Source organism: Pseudomonas sp. FG13, from assembly GCF_057809755.1.
Genome location: NZ_JBMDKO010000078.1, coordinates 1 through 16,351, shown reverse-complemented (window position 1 = coordinate 16,351; position 16,351 = coordinate 1). Strand labels below are relative to the sequence as shown.

Here is a 16,351-nt window from a genome sequence, read left to right as displayed (position 1 = left end):
GGCGCCGGACGCAGAATGTGTGTTCACTGAAAAACCAATGTGGCAGCGAGCCTGCTCGCGATGGCGGTGGATCAGTCACTGCTGAGTCGACTGATCCACCGCCTTCGCGAGCAAGCTCGCTCCCACAGTTCGTATAGCCCGGATCAGCGGTTGGTCTTGATCGCCGTCCAGGTCCGTGTGCGGATCCGCTCGATTGCCGCCGGCACGGGCTCCAGGGCGAACAGCGTCTTGCGTGCGTCGTCCGGGATGTACATCGCGGGGTTGTCACGGATCTCGGGGTTCACCAGCGCGGTGGCGTCCTGGTTCGGGTTGGGGTAACCGATCTTATTGCTGATACGGGCGATGACGTCGGCCCGCATGATGTAGTTGATGAACGCATGGGCCTCCTGGGTATGGGGAGCGTTGGTGGGAATCATCATCACGTCCGACCACATCGGTGCACCTTCCTTGGGCAGCGCCATTGCCACTTTGACACCCTTGCCAGCGGCATCGGCCAGACGCTTGGCGAGCGCCACGCCGCCCGACCAGCCTACGGCGATGCAGACGTCGCCATTGGCCAGGTCCATGCCGTAGCGTGACGAATTGAAGTAGGAGATGAACGGCCGGATCTTGACCATCGCCGCCTGCGCCTGCGGGTAGTCCTCACGTTTCTGGCTGTTGGGGTCCAATCCCTTGTAATGCAAGGCGATGGGCACGATCTCGTTGGCGGCATCGAGAAAACCGACCCCGCAACTCGCCAGTTTGGCCAGGTTTTCTTCCTTGAAGATGATGTCCCAGGTGTCTATCGGCACATCGGCTCCCAGCGCCTGCCGAACCTTGTCGACGTTATAGCCAATCAGCGTGGTGCCCCACAGGTATGGCGCCGCATAGCGGTTGCCCGGGTCACCCACGGCTTCCAGGCCTTTCATGAACTCCGGGTCCAGTTGCTGCCAGCTTGGCAGTTGGCTGCGGTCCAGGGGCTGGACGGCGCCGGCGGCGATCAAGTGACTGACGTTGGAACTGCCCGGGTACACCACGTCATACCCGGAGTTGCCAGTCAGCAGCTTGGACTCCAGGGTCTCGACACTGTCGAACACGTCATAGATCGGGCGGATTCCGGTCTCTTCCTGAAAACTCTTGAGGATTTCCGGCGGCAGGTACTCGATCCAGTTATAGATTCGCACCGTCCGCTCCTCAGCCATGCATGCACCGCTGGCCAGTAACGAAACGAGAGCACCCAACACCGTGTTACGCAAAGACTTGTTCATGGCAAAACACTCCAGCGCGGCCGCGAAGGCTCGCGGCATCAATAGCGATAGGTGAACGATAATTCCAGCGCGCTGAATTTCCGGTCGTTGCCGAACACCTGCTTGGCCGCGGCCATCGGCTTGACCCAGTTATAGGACAGCGAAGAAACCAACGCCTTCGACGGCGCCCAATCCAGGAAGACAACGCTTTCGTCGGCAAAACGCCGGTCACTGACGGCCGTGCCCATGTAGTTCTTTTCGTCCAGCCAGAACTGGTAGTGGATGGCCCCCAGGTTGAGGGTTTCGTTGAGGTGGGTCTTGATCGAGAACTGCTGAACCTTTTCGTTGCTGTTGAACAGCAGGTAGTTGCCGACAACATCTCCTACCAGCCAGGTGCCCCAATCGACATAGCCCTTGCTGAGCGGATCCCAGGATTCCTGGCGGTTGTCCGTCAGGTTGTCATCGCCGGAAAAACTCGCGTAGCGGTAACCCACGACCGGCGTCAGCGGCAAGGTATCGAAGGCATAGTCCGCCTGGCCATACCAGGCCTTGGCATCATACTCGACGCCTTCGCCGTTGCCGCGTTCCAACGCGTACTCGGCGTTGAGGGTCAAGGCCGGCAAGCCCGGGACCTTGGCATTGAGCGCCCGCAGGTTATACACCTGCATGCCGTCCCGGCGCAGCGGCGTGGCGCCTTTGGGGCCGAGGGCGTTGAGCTTCATGGCCATGGCCCCGAGCGTCACTTGATCGTCGAGGTTGTAATCGAGGTTGGCCCCGGTCATCCGGAAGTCACCCAGGTCATCGTCGGTGCGCAAGGTGAACGCCTGGGTTTTCAAGGCGCCGTGATCCCAGGCCAGCACCGCCGAATCCTTGAAAGCGCTCCTGGGTGCGAGCCAGTAGGCGCCGTCCTTGAGCTGATCCAGGTTACCGTCCATGACGATGAAGCCGGTGCCGATCATGTAGTTCTGGCGGCCGGCGGTGAACGTCCACTCCCCGGCCCGGAACCCACCGTAGAGTTCTTCGGTGGCCACCTCGCCATCGGAACTGCGGGTGAAGCCGCCGGCATCGCCATCGCCGAAGGTCGTCGCCCCGACCAGCGAGCCACCGGCCAGCAGGCTGAAGTCCGGCTGCAAGGCGTACTCCAGTTTGACGCCCGGCTTGACGTAGAACTCCTGCCAATCGATTTTACTGCCGCCATTCTTGCGGCTGCGCATGTCGACACGGCCAGCGCCGAAGTTGACGTTGCGGGTGAAAATGGCTGCACCACCGGCGGTGACGTTGACCTCACCCTTGAGGTTGCCATCCTCGAAGGTGTAGCCCGCCAGTGCGACCTGGGCGCTCAGGGGTAACCCGAGCGCTAAGAGCGTTCGAGAGAAACGCGTCGTGGAAACCATGTGAAGCTCCTGTGTGATTTATTGTTGTTACAGGGCAGTGAATGGCGGCGCAGAACGTCGCCAACACCTGGCGAGGCCAGGTGAATGGAACGTGATTCTTGTAATCGGGATGCGTGGTCAGTCGTCGAGGTGCGCCGCAATGGCGCGCAACATGCGCACGCTGTCCCCATCGAACGGGCTGACGGCCTCGTTCAGGGACGATTGCTTGACGATCACCACGCCGGATGGCTTGTCGACGAACAGGTACTGGCCATGGATGCCACCGGCCATGAGCGCCTGGCTGTGGTCGTTGAAGACGTACCACTGGCTGCGGTAGGAAGCGCCCGGGGTCCAGGCCTCAAAGTCAGGGGATGTGGCGTAGATCGCCGGGTCGGCGCCGGCGACGATGCGCGCGACCGTTTCGGGCGACAGCAACTGGCGCCCGTCGTGACAACCGTCATTGGCCAACAGGCGACCAAAGCGCGCCATGTCGCGCAAGGTGGCGTTGAAACCGGCACCAGCCACGCTGCGCCCCCAGGGGTCGGCCATGAAGTAGCCGTCGCGCTCGCACCCCAACTGGCTCCAGATCTCTTCCAGCAGGCGATGGCAGGCCTTGCCGCTGGCGCGCTCCATGACCCAGGCCAAGGCCTCGGTGGTGGCCGTGACGTAGTGAAAGAAACCGCCGTGCTCGCCTTGCTTGCGGAGCGACGGCAGGAATTGGTACAGCGACTCGAACTGGGCGTACTGCGCGGGTGCCGGTTGGAAACCGCAGGCATAGCCGTACTGGGAACTCTCCGAGTCCGGGTCTTCGTACACTTCGCTGTAGTGGATGCCCACGGCCATGTCGAACAACTGGCGCACGGTCGCGTCGGCGTATGCACTGCCTTCGAATTCCGGCACGTAGTGGGCGGCGGGCAGCGCTGGATCCAGCACACCGTCGCTGACCAGCTGTTCACCGAGGGTGCCGATCAGCGATTTGGTCACCGAAAACATCACGTGTCGGTCGTGGGGCGCCTGACCGTTGAAGTAGCGCTCGAACAGCACGGTGTCGCCCTGCATGACCAGGAATGCGTCGGTCTGGCTGGCCACCAGGTGCTCGAACACACTGATGCTCAAGCCGCACTCACTGTTGAAGTGCAGCTCATCCAGTGCGAGTGGCGCCTGCTTCAAGACGCTGACCGGCCCTGCCCCCGCCTGCACATCGATAGAAGGCCGCAGGCGCGCCAGATTGCGGAAGCCCCATCGATTGAAGGGCGGACGCATCCAGTTGTGCCAAGTGACGCGACGATGGGGTTCGGCCGGAAAGCCTTGCATGAGCGAAGAGGTAAAGCGTGTGCCGGATGACGACTCATGCGTCTCGACATAAAGACAGGCCAGTGAAGGCACGGTGTTCTGATTCATCGGGTTGCCCCTGGAAATGACTCTGCGTGACAGCAGATGCAGGGAAATAATTACTCGATGATATTCTTTAGTCAATAAATGTTTTTACAGCGATTACTTTTTTGCTGTGGGGGACGCGACCCCATCACCACCTCCGGGAATACATCGAACCTGTGGGAGCCGAGCTTGCTCGCGATGGCGGCGGCACATTCAGCATGGACGCAAGCTGACCTACCGCTATCGCGAGCAAGCTCGGCTCCCACAGGGTTATTCGGGTATTCAGGATATCTGGGAAGGTGCGAAAATCGGGGTTCAGCGACTCGGCCCGGCGCCCAGCGACTCGGCCATTCGAACCAGGTCGGCGAAAGATTTGGCGTGCATTTTCTTCATCGCATGGGCGCGGTGGATTTTCACGGTGATTTCGCTCAGGTTCATCTGCCCGGCGATCTGCTTGTTCATCAGGCCCTTGACCGCAAAAGCCATCACCTCTTTTTCGCGGGCGGTCAGGGTCTGGTAGTGGGCACGCAGGTCGGCAGATTGCCGCCGGATTTCGCGACGCTGGGTGTCTGCCTGGAGTGCGGCGGTCACCGCATCCAGCAGATCCTGTTCGCGGAAGGGTTTGGCCAGGAAATCCACGGCACCGGCTTTCATGGCCTTGACCGACATTTCGATGTCGCCATGGCCGGTGATGAAGATGATGGGAATATTCGAATCCGACTCCGCCAACCAGCGCTGGAAGTCCAGGCCACTGCTCCCCTGCAGTCGCACATCGAGGACCAGGCAACTGGCGCAATCCGCCTTCGGTTGCTGGAGAAACTCCGCGGTGGACGCAAACGTCTCGACGCGGATCCCGACCGAGCGCAACAGATTGCTCAACGCGTTGCGAATGGAGGCATCGTCATCCACCACAAACACCATGGAATCCTTGCTGCCCGGCTCATGGGACGAGGGACTACCGTTCATGCACGATCCTCTTGGGTGGACGGAAAAATTCTAGCACAGGCCACTAGGCCACCCAGCGGGGTTCCAGCGCCGAAATCATAGCGAACAGATCATGGGGGCGATGGAAGCAGGCGTCGACCTGGGCGCTGTAGCTTTCCCCGCTGACGCACCAACTGCAGAAGTGCTCGCAATTGTTGAAGAATACCCGGTACTGCTTTTCACCCAATCTCGAACGCGCCCGATCAGCGATTTCGTCGCTGGAGTATTTGCAGGGTTCATGAAGCATCCAGACCGGTTTGCCATTGGCAAAATGCTCAAGATCGGTCACCTCGATGGGCCCCGGCCGGAGCGAACCGCTGAACCCCGAGTAATGGGCAACGTCTGCCCCACCCAGGTAGATCCCATGGTGCAGGTAGAACCGGCGCGGGCTGATCAGGTGCGCGCCTATCGGCAGGTGATCCGCAGGTTTTTCGATATCGACCGGTCGTAACGAAACATCCACCAGGCGCGCCGCACTCGGCTTGCAGTGACCTGGTTCGGCGAGCCTGTGACCCTCGGCGACTGGCATGCTCAAGCGGTAGAAAGCGCTCGTCGTGATGAGCGCCATGCAAATCAGCGCGATCGAACGAAGGGATGACAGTTGCTCTGCTGCTCTGGCGGTCAAGTTGTTCACGACACATTCTCCGCAGTCCTTGATGGGGAATATATCGCCGGGGTTATCGCGTTTCAGTTGTACGTGGGTTGGTTCGGGTGACCGATTGATATACAGCCCCTAAACCTAAGTATTAAACCGGCGCCCTCAAGGGCGCGCGATGGGCAGCGTGAATTGCACAGTGGCGCCGCGCGGCGGGTTGGCGACGGCACTCAGACACCCGCCATGGGCCTCGATGATCGAGCGACAGATGGACAGTCCCAACCCCAGGCCGGCGGGCTTGGTGGTGTAGAAAGAGGTGAACACCAGGTCAGTGCTTTGGGAGGCGAACCCCGGGCCGGTATCGCTCACACTGACAAGTACGCAATCTGCCTCCCCCAACGTCGCGCAGATCCCCAACCGCCGCTCGCCGGCACTGACACTGCCCATGGCCTCCAATGCATTCATGATCAGGTTGAGCAGCACCTGCTGCAGCTCCACGCGGTCACCTTCAATCAGGGGCAAACCGTCCATGAGTTGCGTCTGTATCGAGGCACCGCTCTTGATGATCTGGCCGCGGGTAAACTCGATCATTTCCTCGATGGCTGCGTTGATGTTCACCGGCCCCTTCTGTGGCGGCGCCTTGCGGATATGCCCACGGATCCGACCAAGCACGTCCGCCGCCCGATTGGCATCGAGGATGAGGCGTTCCAGTACCGGGCGGACCTCGTCGATTTCCGGTGGCTGAGCGTTCAACCAGCGTAGTGCCGCATTGGCGTTGAGGATGGCGGCGGCGATCGGCTGATTGACTTCGTGGGCGATCGAGGCCACCAATTGCCCCATGGTCGCCACACGGTTGGCATGGGCCAGTTCGGCTTGCACCTCGCGATAGCGGCGTTCACTCTCACGGATTTTTTCTTCCGCCTGCCTGCGCTCGGTCAGGTCCACGACAAAGGCGACGCCCTCGTTGCTACCCGCTTCGAACAAAGCCAGGCCGACAATGACCGGCAAGCGACTGCCGTCCTTCCTGAAGTATTCCTTCTCGTAAGGCCGGGTGTGCCCGGTCAACAACGCCTGCGCCAGCGAGCGGTCGCTGAGTTCGCGAAACTCCGGTACGGTCAGGTCCCTCCAGCGCAACCCCCCGGCGGCAAGGTCTGCGCGCTCGTAACCCAACATGCGCAGGAACGCATCATTGGCCTCGATGATGTGTCCATCGGCGTGCCAGACGAGAATCCCGATGATGTTGGCATCCACCAGGCGGCGGATCTTCGCTTCGCGCTCGGCGACCTCGCGGTACAGGCGGGCATTCTCCAGGGAAACAGCGGCCTGTGAAGCCACCAGCTTCAACACGGCGATCCGGCCAGGGCTGAATACATGGGCCGCCAGATTGTTTTCCAGATAGAGCGCACCGACGAGCTTGGCCTGGTTCGTCAGCGGCAGGCACAGGATCGAACGGGCGCGCTGCTGACGGATATAGGGATCCGTGGCGAACGGCGCTTCGACCAGGGCATCGTCCAGCACCACACTCTCGCGGGTGCGCAGGACATGATAAAGAACCGACTCCGGCAACGATGCCGCACTCACGGGCGCATTTCTCAGTTGAGTGGTGGCGCCGCCGGCCGTCACTTGCGCCGCGATCCGCTGCTCACCGTCCTGCCACAGAACCAGCAGCCCGCGTTCGGCACCGGCCTGCTCGATCGCCGTGGCCATGATCATGTCGATCAATTTTTCCAGAACGATTTCGCCCGACACGGCCTGGGAAACCTTGAGGACGGTGGCCAGGTCAAGGTGCTCGACCGGTGTGGCCATCGTAGTGGTCGGACCGGGCGCAGGTTCTTCGGCCCTGAGTGAGGGGTACTTGGCCTCGAGCTGCCGCACCTTGCCGTCGGCGCCCCAACGCAGGTAACCGTAACGGGCATCCTGCAAATAGACACGGGCGATCTTGCCGAGCCCTCGCGCCCGATAGAAACGCGAAGCCAACTCATTGGCAAGCGCCTCGATATGGATAAAACCGCTGGCCTGAGCGGTTTGCAGGGCCTGTTCGTAGAGCCGCTCTGCCTCGATCACCCGCCCCTCGACCCGGGCGATCTCGGCACCGACCAAGGCGGCGCGGCTGGCGAAATTCTCCGGACATTGCCGGGCCCAGGCCTCGAGCCACTGGTGATCGACCGCCATGGCGATCAAGTGCTGCGCCTGCTCGTGTACCGAGACGCTGTCGCAGCGGGCGGCCCGGGCCAGTGCGCTGTAGAAGTGATATTCGGCTTCCTCGAAGAAAGCCTGGCAAACCCAGAGCAACTGGTGGGCCTTGCCGGCCGCCTCAACGGCTGCCTCGGCATCGTCGGCCAGGTAACGTGCCTGTAGTTTGCGAACCCAATACAAGCACTCGGCCAACACCAGGTCCGGGTTACTGGACAAATGAGCTTCGGTTGCGGACTCGTTCAACTCACCGTCGTCCAGGCGACTGAATGCGGCTGTCTCGCCACGGAGCATTCGGATCAGCGTCAGTTGCGTGACGATGAAATCGGTCACCAATCCGAACCCCACCTTCCTTGCATACGCCAGGCCTCGTTCGGACTCACCTTGCACGTCATGCAACGGCTCGCCGGCGAACAGCAGGTCGGCGACGAGGTTGTTGCCGGCATAGGCACCGTAGGGCAGATCGCCGATCCGGTTCGCCGCTGCAAAGGAACGGCGCAGCAGATCGCGACACTCCCCCACCGGCCTCATCCAGCGCACGGCAAAACAGGAGAAGCACAGGTAGGTGCTGGCCTCGAATCGCGTCAGGCCCCGTCGTTCGACGAGTGCGCAACCGAGCTGGCCGAATCGGAACCCCATTTGGTAGTCACCGAAACGCCGGCCGGCGACCCGGAAGAAATTGGCGTAGAGCACACAGGACGCATCGCAGTTGCCCCGTTCCAGGCTCAGGTTGACCGCTTTGCAGATCAGCAGATCCGCCAGGTTGCCATCGCTCTGCAGGGCCGGCGCGAAGAGTTTGCCCAGCGCGTTGAGGGTCATGAGGGACGTCGGATCCTCCATGAGCGGCAAATCGATAAGGTCCTCGATGGCCCGCTCGCCGAGCAACGCCCCGATGCACTCGTACTCCTTACGGACCTGGGCGTCGCTCGGATGGGCAGACCACTCGATGCCCACATGTCGCAGGTAGGCCAGGCAGACCGCAACCGCGCCGTCACTGCGATCCAGCAGCAGGTAGACATCCATCAGCAGGCAGGCGACGCTGGCCCGCTCGATCACCGTAGTGGCGCGATCCGCCAGGGCGGTCAGGCACGCGTCCGCGACCTCCAGCCGTCCAGTCAGCAGCTCGCACTCGGCCCGGCTCAACGCCAATGCGAACATCAACCCATGACAACGAGTCCAGCACTCCTCGTCCAGCAACTGCATCCCGGTACTGAAATAATTAAGCGCCGATGAATAGGCGGTCGACGCCTTGGCCCGCTGACCGGCAATCAGGTTGAATTGCGCCAGTTGCTCGCGCTCACCCTGATCGGTGATCAGCGCGGCGCCGCGGTTGAGCTGGCCGACGATTTCGAAGATCGCCTCATCCCGCTCTTGTTCGGACGTCTGAGCGGCAAGCAGACGTCCAATGCGCAGGTGGGCCTCGGCACGTGCGTCCTTGGCAATCAGCGAATAGGCCGCTTCATGGATGCGGTCATGAACAAACCGATAGGCGCCGTCCAATCGTTCGACCAGTTCCTGGCGAATCGCCTCCCACAACACGGCCCTGAGTGTCTTCTCGGGGATGCCCAGGGCGGTCGAAAGCGTCTTGAAGCCGGCCACGTTGCCCAGGCACGCCAGTTGCTGCAGCGCCAACTGGGTGTCCTCCGGCAGGCGGACCAGCTTGCCGACCATCAGGTCGACGATATTGTCGGTATAACCTTTGGCATGGATACGATCCGGGTCCCACCACCATTGCCGCGCCTCATGGTCATAGGTCAGTAGATGTTCCTCGGCCAGCGCGTGCAGGAACTGGATCACGAAGAATGGATTTCCGGCGGTTTTATCCAGCACCAGTTGCGCCAAGGGCTCGATACGTGAGGGTTCGTCCTGCAGCGCCTCGGTGATCAACTGCTCGACATGCGCCTTGCCCAGCGGCGTCAACATGATCTCGCTGACCTTGCCACCGGCGCTGCGAATGGCCTGGAGCTTGGCGGTCAGCGGGTGCGCGGCATCCACTTCGTTGCTGCGGTAGGCACCGACGAGCATCAGGTGTCGCACATCGGAGCTGGTCAGCAAGTCCTCCAACAGGTCGAGGGTCGCCGCGTCGAGCCATTGCAAATCATCGAGAAACAACGCGAGTGGATGGTCTTCGCGGGCGAACACCCCGATAAAGCGCCGGAACACCAGCAGGAAACGGCGTTGCTCCTGTTGCGGATCAAGGGTCGTGACCGGTGGCGGCTCGCCGATGATCAGTTTGAGTTCGGGAATCAGGTCGGTCATGAGACGCGCGTTCGCGTCCAATGCCTCCTGCAAGGCGTCACGCCACTTCGCCAGCTCTGCGTCACTCTTGCCCAGCAGCGTACGCACCAGGCTCTGGAATGCCTGTACCAGCGTCGAGTAGGGAATATCGCGCCGGTACTGATCGAACTTGCCACTGGCAAAGAGCCCTCGAGGCGGCACCAGCGCCTTGTGCAGTTCATTGACCACCGAGGACTTGCCGATGCCCGAGTAACCGGTGACCAGCACCAGTTCCGGTGAGCTGCTGTTGACGATCCGCGAGAACGCGGCAATCAGGGTGTCGACCTCTTGTTCACGGCCATAGAGCTTCTCGGGAATCAGCAGCCGATCCGACGCGCCGTGCTCGCCCAGCGCAAAGGCATTGATGCGGCCCAGTTGCTGCCAGTCCGCCAGGCATCGGCGCAAGTCGTGCTCGACGCTGGCAGCCGTCTGGTAACGCTCCTCGGCGGTCTTGGCGAGCAGCTTCATGACGATCTGGGAAAGCATCTCCGGAACGGTTGCGACCCGTTCGCTGGGGGCCAGGGTTTTCCTGGCAATATGGCAGTGCACCCACTCGATCGGGTCGGACGCGGTGAACGGCAGCGAGCCGGTCAACATCTGATAGAGGGTGACGCCGAAGGAATAAAGGTCGCTGCGCGAATCGATCGAGCGATTCATTCGACCGGTCTGTTCGGGGGCCATGTAGGCGAGCGTACCAGCCAAGGTCTCGGGCGCCTGTCGTTCCCTGGGCAAGCGCGAGGCAAGGCCGAATCCGGTGAGCCGGGCCTGGCCGTCGGTGCAGTTCACCAGGATATGGCTGGGCTTGATGTCCTTATGGACGAGGCCCTGTTGATGCAGCTTGCCCAGGGCCACGGTAATGCCCACGGCCAATCGCAGGAACGTGGCAATCTCCATGGGCGCGATCAACAGTTGCATGAGCGGTACGCCGCCCGGGTCCTCGAGCACCAGCTGCATCTGGGCGCCTTCGCGCAGCATCTCCAGCGGGCGCACCGACCAGGTGCTCTCCAGCTCATCCTTCAGGCCAAATTCATGGGCGAGACGGCCCAGGCAGCCAGGGGGAGGTTGTTCCCCCGCAGGCCGGGCAACCAGTACCGAATACGTGCCGTCTGCGCCCGAACGCAGTTGCCGACAGAAGGTACGCTCACCATCGTCCCATAATATTTGCATGCTGTTTTCCATCGGCACGGAACAATGAATCGTTGGTTATCCGGGCTGCTGCAAGCCGTCGGCGGTAACGGAACGAGCGTGTCACCGGCCTGTAGATTAACGTCCCGCGAAAGCCCTTCACAGCGATTTCCGTTGAGCCGCATTGGGCCGGTTCATCGAGCAGAACGAAACGACCCTTTGGTCTTAACAGGTTATACGTAGGTATACTTCTGTGCCCTGCGAGACCGCGTATCGTGTGATTCACGACAGGCGCTGTCACGAGCGACCCTTATGGACGATACCCAGATACGCAGCAGGCAAACCATTGCAGTCGTCGATGATGACGAAGCCGTTCGGGCAGCCCTCAAAAGCCTGTTGCGCTCCAGCGGCTACGACGTCCGCACCTATGGCAGCGCCCTGGACTTTCTCGACGCCGCCGGCCCCGCCGGGACGAACTGCCTGGTGTCCGATATCCAGATGCCGGGCATGAGTGGCGTGGAACTGCACGAGCGACTCGGCGCGATGGGTTTCAGGATACCCACCATTTTCATCACCGCCTACCCCGGAAAAGCCTCCCATCTGGCGGCTAACGCCCCCGGGCTGGTTGCCTGCCTGCCCAAGCCGTGTGAAGCCGACCGGCTGCTGGCGTGTATCGAAACCGCCCTCGGCCAACGGCGCTGACCACCCCCGCTCATACCTTCGTATAGTCCGCCACCACTGACGTATGGTTTTTCTGAACCGATGTAGAAGTGCGCCCGCTAGCTGCCCTCAATAGCATGGACTCACGGCGGGCGACACGCCCGTGAATCTTCCGGGGAACTGGCTATGTCGGCATTTTTCGAGTCACCCCAACGCATCCTGAGACGGTTCAGTATCGGCTTTATAGCCATGGGAGCGATGACCCTGGCGGGTTGCATGGTCGGTCCCGACTTCATGAAACCCGGCAACAATCTCGACGCCCTGCAACTCACGCCCCGGCCCGAGCATGCCAACACCACCTCCATGTCCAGCGCCGCGGTTCCACCCCAATGGTGGCGGCTGTTCAACGACGCGGTCCTCACCCAACTGCAATCACAAGCCCAGGCCGGCAACCTCGACTTGCAGATGGCCTCCGAGCGCATCGAGCAGAGCCGGGCGCAATTGGGCATCACCTCATCGCAGCTGCAACCCAACGTGGGCGCCTACGCCAGCTACACCCGCGAGGCCAACAGCGAAAACGGCAAATTCGCCGCCCTGGGAGCACCTACCGACGCCACCAACTTCTGGCAGCTGGGCTTCGATGCCAGTTGGGAAATCGATCTATGGGGCCGAGCCCGACGTGCCCGTGAAGGCGCCGCGGCTGCCCTGGAAGCCACGGTGTATGACCGCGAAGCCGCTCGGGTCGCCTTGTCCGCCGAAGTGGCCCGCACCTATCTGCAGTTGCGTGGAACCCAGGCGCAGCTGGATATCGCCCGGCAAAACCTCACCGTCGCGGAACGGACCCTGGGCCTGGCTGAAAGCCGCGAACGCAATGGCGTCGCCACCCACTTCGAAACCGCGACCGCCCGCGCGCAACTGGCGACGATCAAGGCCCTGCTGCCCGAGCTGAGCCAGCGTCGCAATGCCCGGATGAATGCCCTGGCGTTACTGCTGGGCGAGCAACCCCGCACGCTCGACGCCCAGTTGGGCCCGGCGATGCCCTTGCCTTCGCTTCCCACCCGCATACCGGTCGGCGTCTCTTCCGAACTGGCCCGCCGGCGCCCCGACATCCTGCGCGCCGAAGCACGGCTGCACGCCGCGACCGCCGCCATCGGCGTTGCCAAGGCAGATTTCTATCCGCGTATCGGTCTCAAGGGACGCATCGGCGTGGAAGCCTTCGACAGCGGCGACCTCAGCAGTTGGGATTCACGCACCTTCTCCATCGGCCCGACGGTTTACCTGCCGATCTTCCAGGGTGGTCGACTGACCCAGCGCCTGACACTGAATGAGTCACGGCAGAAAAGCGCCGCCCTCGCCTACCGCAAGACGGTGCTGCGTGCCTGGCATGAAGTCGACAACGCCCTGGATGCCTGGGCGGCCCAACAGCGCCAGCACGACGAACTACAGATGTCCTTCGAGCAGAACAAGCAGGCACTGCACGCGGCTGAGCGCGGCTACCAGCAAGGTGCCGCCGACTATCTGAGCGTGCTGACCGCGCAACTCAACGTGCTTGCCAGCCAGACCCGCCTCAACGCCAGCACGACCGATGCCACGCTCACCGTGGTCAATCTCTACAAGTCCCTGGGCGGTGGCTGGGATCCGGCGGGTGGGCTATGAACGTCGCCGCCGTATCGCCGGTCACCGTAGCGACTGACGCAGCGCCCCGGGCCCAATCCTCCATTCGGCCGCTGGTCGGCCTGGTCGGCATTTTCCTCGCGGCCATGATGGCCGGGTTGAACACTCGGGTCGGCGCCCTGGCGCTGGCGGATGTCAGGGGTGCGCTGGGCCTGGGCTTCGACGACGGCTCCTGGCTGACCACGGCCTACAGCGCCGGAGAACTGATCGCCATGCCCTTTTCGGCCTGGTTCGCCCTGACCTTGTCGCTGCGACGCTTCGAACTGTGGATGCTCGCCACTTGCACCCTGCTCGCCTTGCTCCTGCCGTTCATTCACAACCTGGAGCTGTTGCTGGCCCTGCGTTTTGCCCAAGGCATCGCCAGCGGCACGACGATCCCCTTGCTGATGATGGCGGCCCTGAAATTCCTGCCACCGGCCATACGCCTGTACGGTTTGGCGCTGTACGCGATGACCGCGACCTTCGCGCCCAACCTGTCCATCTGGCTAGCCGGAAGCTGGACGGATGGATTGCACGACTGGCGCTGGGTGTATTGGCAGATCATTCCCCTGGCGCTCGTCGCCGCTGGTTTGATCGCCTGGGGACTGCCTCGGGAACCCGTCCAGACCTCGCGTTTTCGCCAGGCCAACTGGTCCGGCATGGCCTGCGGCGTACCGGCGCTGGGCCTGATCACCGTCGCGCTGGACCAGGGCGTGCGACTGGACTGGTTTCAGTCGCCATTGATCACCGCAACCCTGGTGATGGGCCTGACCTTGATGGCGGTCTACTTGTTGACCGAGTGGTATCACCCCTCGCCGTTCATCAAGTTGCAGATCCTCGGGCGCCGCAACCTGGGCCTGGGCTGCATCCTGTTTCTGTCGTTGCTGGTGGTGCTGATGTCCAGCTCATTGTTACCGGCCAGTTATCTCGGCCCGCTGCAAAACTATCGTCCACTGCAAATGGCATCGATTGGGCTGATCGTCGCGCTGCCGCAGCTGGTACTGGGGCCTATTGTGGCGCTGTTGCTGTACCGCAGGTGGGTCGATGCGCGCATCGTGTTCGCCTCGGGTTTGTTGCTGATCGCCCTGGCGTGCCTGTGCGGCGCACAACTGACGGCCGACTGGCACCGCGACCAGTTCGTCCTGGCGCAAACGCTGCAGGCCTTCGGACAACCGATGGCGGTGGTGTCGATGCTGTTCCTGATCACCAGCGTGGTGCAGCCCCCCGAAGGGCCTTATGTGTCCGGCACCATCAACACGTTGCGGGCCTTTGGTTCACTGTTCGGCGCGGCGGTCATCGGCCAGCTGATGACCGTGCGTGGTCGCTTCCATGGGGACATGCTGCTGGATCAAGCGGCCCTGGCCGGCAACGCCCTTGTCGTGCCAGAGCCGTCATCGCTGATGGGCATCGTCAGCCAGCAGTCGCTGGTGCTGTCCATCGCCGATGCCTATCGCGTGCTGGGCCTGCTGGCGCTGCTGATGATTCCGCTGGTGCTGCGGCTGGCCTACATCCCGGCGCCTGTCTTGACGCCTCCTTCTCCCTCACACGGGTAACTCATCATGGCCTTACCGAAGAAAGCCCGGATCCTCAGTGCTGCGCTGCTGCTCACCGTGGCCATCGGCAGCGTGTTCTATCTCAATCGCTCCGAGTCCAGCGCCTCGACCCAATCGACGGACGATGCCTATGTCCTCGCCGACTTCACCACGGTGGCGCCGCAGGTATCGGGGACGGTTGAAATGGTGTTGGTCGAAGACAACCAGCTGGTCAAGAAAGGAGATCTGTTGGCGGTCATCGATGACCGGGATTTCCTCGCCTCCGTGAACGTGGCAAAGGCCCAGGTCGCCAGCGCCCAGGCCGGTATCGCCAACCTGGAAGCACGCCTGATCCAGCAGCAAACCGTCATACGCCAGGCCCAGGCCGCAGTCGCCGCGGACGATGCCGCGCTCAAGCTGGCCAAGGTCAACCACGCCCGCTATCGCAACCTGGCGGCCGACGGTTCGGGCACCGTGCAGGCCCAGCAGCAAGCAGAAGCGCAATTGAGCGTACAACAGGCGGGACTGGAGAAAAGCCAGGCGGGTCTGCAGGCGGCCCGGCAGCAGGTGGACGTCCTCAAGGCCGACCTGGAACAAGCCAGGGCCACCCTCGCCCACGCCCAAGCCGCGCAAGCCATCGCCGAACTGAAGTTGTCCTATACCCGCATCACCGCGCCGATCAATGGCACGGTCGGGGAAAAATCCGTGCGTATCGGCGCATTCGTCAATGCCGGTAAACCCTTGCTCGCGATTGTCCCGCTCGATGCCGTCTACATCACCGCCAACTTCCGGGAGACGCAACTGGCCCGTGTGCAAACCGGCCAAGCCGTGGACATCGAAGTGGATGCCCTGCCCGGCGAAACGCTGACAGGAACCGTACAAAGTCTGGGACCTGCCAGCGGCGTCAGCTACTCCGCCATCGCCCCCCATAACGCCACGGGCAACTTCACGAAGATCGTCCAACGCTTGCCCGTGCGCATCCGCATCGAACCCGACCAACCGACGGCAGCGAAACTGCGGGTGGGGATGTCCGTTACGCCGCACATTCGTATCCGTGGATGACCACATCGAGGTGACGTCGCACACAACCCCCACAAACACCGCCGATCCACTGTGGGAGCGAGCCTGCTCGCGATGGCGGCGGGTCAGCCTACCTCCATGTTGAATCTGCCACCGCTTTCGTGGGCAAGCCCACTCCCACAGGGTCCGGTGTCGGGCACATACCCCTGCATACACCACACATCCACTGTGGGAGCGGGCTTGCTCGCGAAGGCGGCGGGTCAGCCTGCATCCAGGTTGAATGGGCCACCGCTATCGCGGGCAAGCCAGGCTCCCACTGGGTCCAGGGTCGTACAC

At 62.4% G+C, this 16,351-nt stretch carries 10 protein-coding genes; 4 read left to right on the top strand and 6 right to left on the bottom strand.

From position 1 onward, the window contains the following. Positions 1 to 143: 143 nt before the first annotated feature. The 6 genes from ACODTO_RS28580 to ACODTO_RS28555 form a co-directional block, all read right to left on the bottom strand. A complete protein-coding gene (locus ACODTO_RS28580) occupies positions 144 to 1,247 on the bottom strand; it encodes a polyamine ABC transporter substrate-binding protein (protein ID WP_489107412.1) in 1,104 nt (367 codons plus the stop codon). 38 nt (positions 1,248 to 1,285) lie between these two features. Next, entirely contained in the window at positions 1,286 to 2,620 is a 1,335-nt protein-coding gene (locus tag ACODTO_RS28575; protein WP_139649949.1) for an alginate export family protein, read from the bottom strand. 117 nt (positions 2,621 to 2,737) lie between these two features. Next, positions 2,738 to 4,000 (bottom strand): serine hydrolase domain-containing protein, encoded by a 1,263-nt coding sequence (locus tag ACODTO_RS28570; RefSeq protein WP_489107411.1) that lies wholly within the window; start codon positions 3,998 to 4,000, stop codon positions 2,738 to 2,740. 291 nt (positions 4,001 to 4,291) lie between these two features. Beyond that, the gene (locus tag ACODTO_RS28565) at positions 4,292 to 4,942 is read right to left on the bottom strand and encodes a response regulator transcription factor (RefSeq protein WP_175362828.1); all 651 of its coding nucleotides are present in this window, start codon (positions 4,940 to 4,942) and stop codon (positions 4,292 to 4,294) included. A gap of 43 nt (positions 4,943 to 4,985) precedes the next feature. After that, on the bottom strand, positions 4,986 to 5,594 hold the full coding sequence (locus ACODTO_RS28560; protein ID WP_368372938.1) for a lecithin retinol acyltransferase family protein: 609 nt from the start codon (positions 5,592 to 5,594) through the stop codon (positions 4,986 to 4,988). Positions 5,595 to 5,720: 126 nt separating this feature from the next. Further along, entirely contained in the window at positions 5,721 to 11,192 is a 5,472-nt protein-coding gene (locus ACODTO_RS28555) for a trifunctional serine/threonine-protein kinase/ATP-binding protein/sensor histidine kinase (RefSeq protein ID WP_489107410.1), read from the bottom strand. Between the two features lie 270 nt (positions 11,193 to 11,462). On the opposite strand from ACODTO_RS28555, the gene ACODTO_RS28550 reads away from it, so the two are divergent. From ACODTO_RS28550 to ACODTO_RS28535, 4 genes are all read left to right on the top strand, one after another. Beyond that, entirely contained in the window at positions 11,463 to 11,852 is a 390-nt protein-coding gene (locus ACODTO_RS28550; protein ID WP_175362830.1) for a response regulator transcription factor, read from the top strand. 144 nt (positions 11,853 to 11,996) lie between these two features. After that, positions 11,997 to 13,466, top strand: coding sequence for an efflux transporter outer membrane subunit (locus ACODTO_RS28545; RefSeq protein ID WP_489107409.1), 1,470 nt, complete (start codon positions 11,997 to 11,999; stop codon positions 13,464 to 13,466). Then, positions 13,463 to 15,016, top strand: coding sequence for an MFS transporter (locus ACODTO_RS28540; RefSeq protein ID WP_489107408.1), 1,554 nt, complete (start codon positions 13,463 to 13,465; stop codon positions 15,014 to 15,016). The genes ACODTO_RS28545 and ACODTO_RS28540 overlap by 4 nt, the downstream gene beginning before the upstream one ends. Positions 15,017 to 15,022: 6 nt before the next feature. After that, positions 15,023 to 16,057 carry an HlyD family secretion protein gene (locus ACODTO_RS28535; protein ID WP_489107407.1) on the top strand — a complete coding sequence of 345 codons (1,035 nt, stop codon included), beginning with the start codon at positions 15,023 to 15,025 and terminating at the stop codon, positions 16,055 to 16,057. Positions 16,058 to 16,351: the final 294 nt, after the last annotated feature.

What these genes read in the sequence shown, in the direction of transcription:
- ACODTO_RS28570 (WP_489107411.1), bottom strand. Translation starts at nt 4,000, where the DNA reads ATGAATCAGAACACCGTGCCTTCACTGGCCTGTCTTTATGTCGAGACG.
- ACODTO_RS28580 (WP_489107412.1), bottom strand. Translation starts at nt 1,247, where the DNA reads ATGAACAAGTCTTTGCGTAACACGGTGTTGGGTGCTCTCGTTTCGTTA.
- ACODTO_RS28540 (WP_489107408.1), top strand. Translation starts at nt 13,463, where the DNA reads ATGAACGTCGCCGCCGTATCGCCGGTCACCGTAGCGACTGACGCAGCG.
- ACODTO_RS28575 (WP_139649949.1), bottom strand. Translation starts at nt 2,620, where the DNA reads ATGGTTTCCACGACGCGTTTCTCTCGAACGCTCTTAGCGCTCGGGTTA.
- ACODTO_RS28555 (WP_489107410.1), bottom strand. Translation starts at nt 11,192, where the DNA reads ATGCAAATATTATGGGACGATGGTGAGCGTACCTTCTGTCGGCAACTG.
- ACODTO_RS28565 (WP_175362828.1), bottom strand. Translation starts at nt 4,942, where the DNA reads ATGAACGGTAGTCCCTCGTCCCATGAGCCGGGCAGCAAGGATTCCATG.
- ACODTO_RS28545 (WP_489107409.1), top strand. Translation starts at nt 11,997, where the DNA reads ATGTCGGCATTTTTCGAGTCACCCCAACGCATCCTGAGACGGTTCAGT.
- ACODTO_RS28550 (WP_175362830.1), top strand. Translation starts at nt 11,463, where the DNA reads ATGGACGATACCCAGATACGCAGCAGGCAAACCATTGCAGTCGTCGAT.
- ACODTO_RS28535 (WP_489107407.1), top strand. Translation starts at nt 15,023, where the DNA reads ATGGCCTTACCGAAGAAAGCCCGGATCCTCAGTGCTGCGCTGCTGCTC.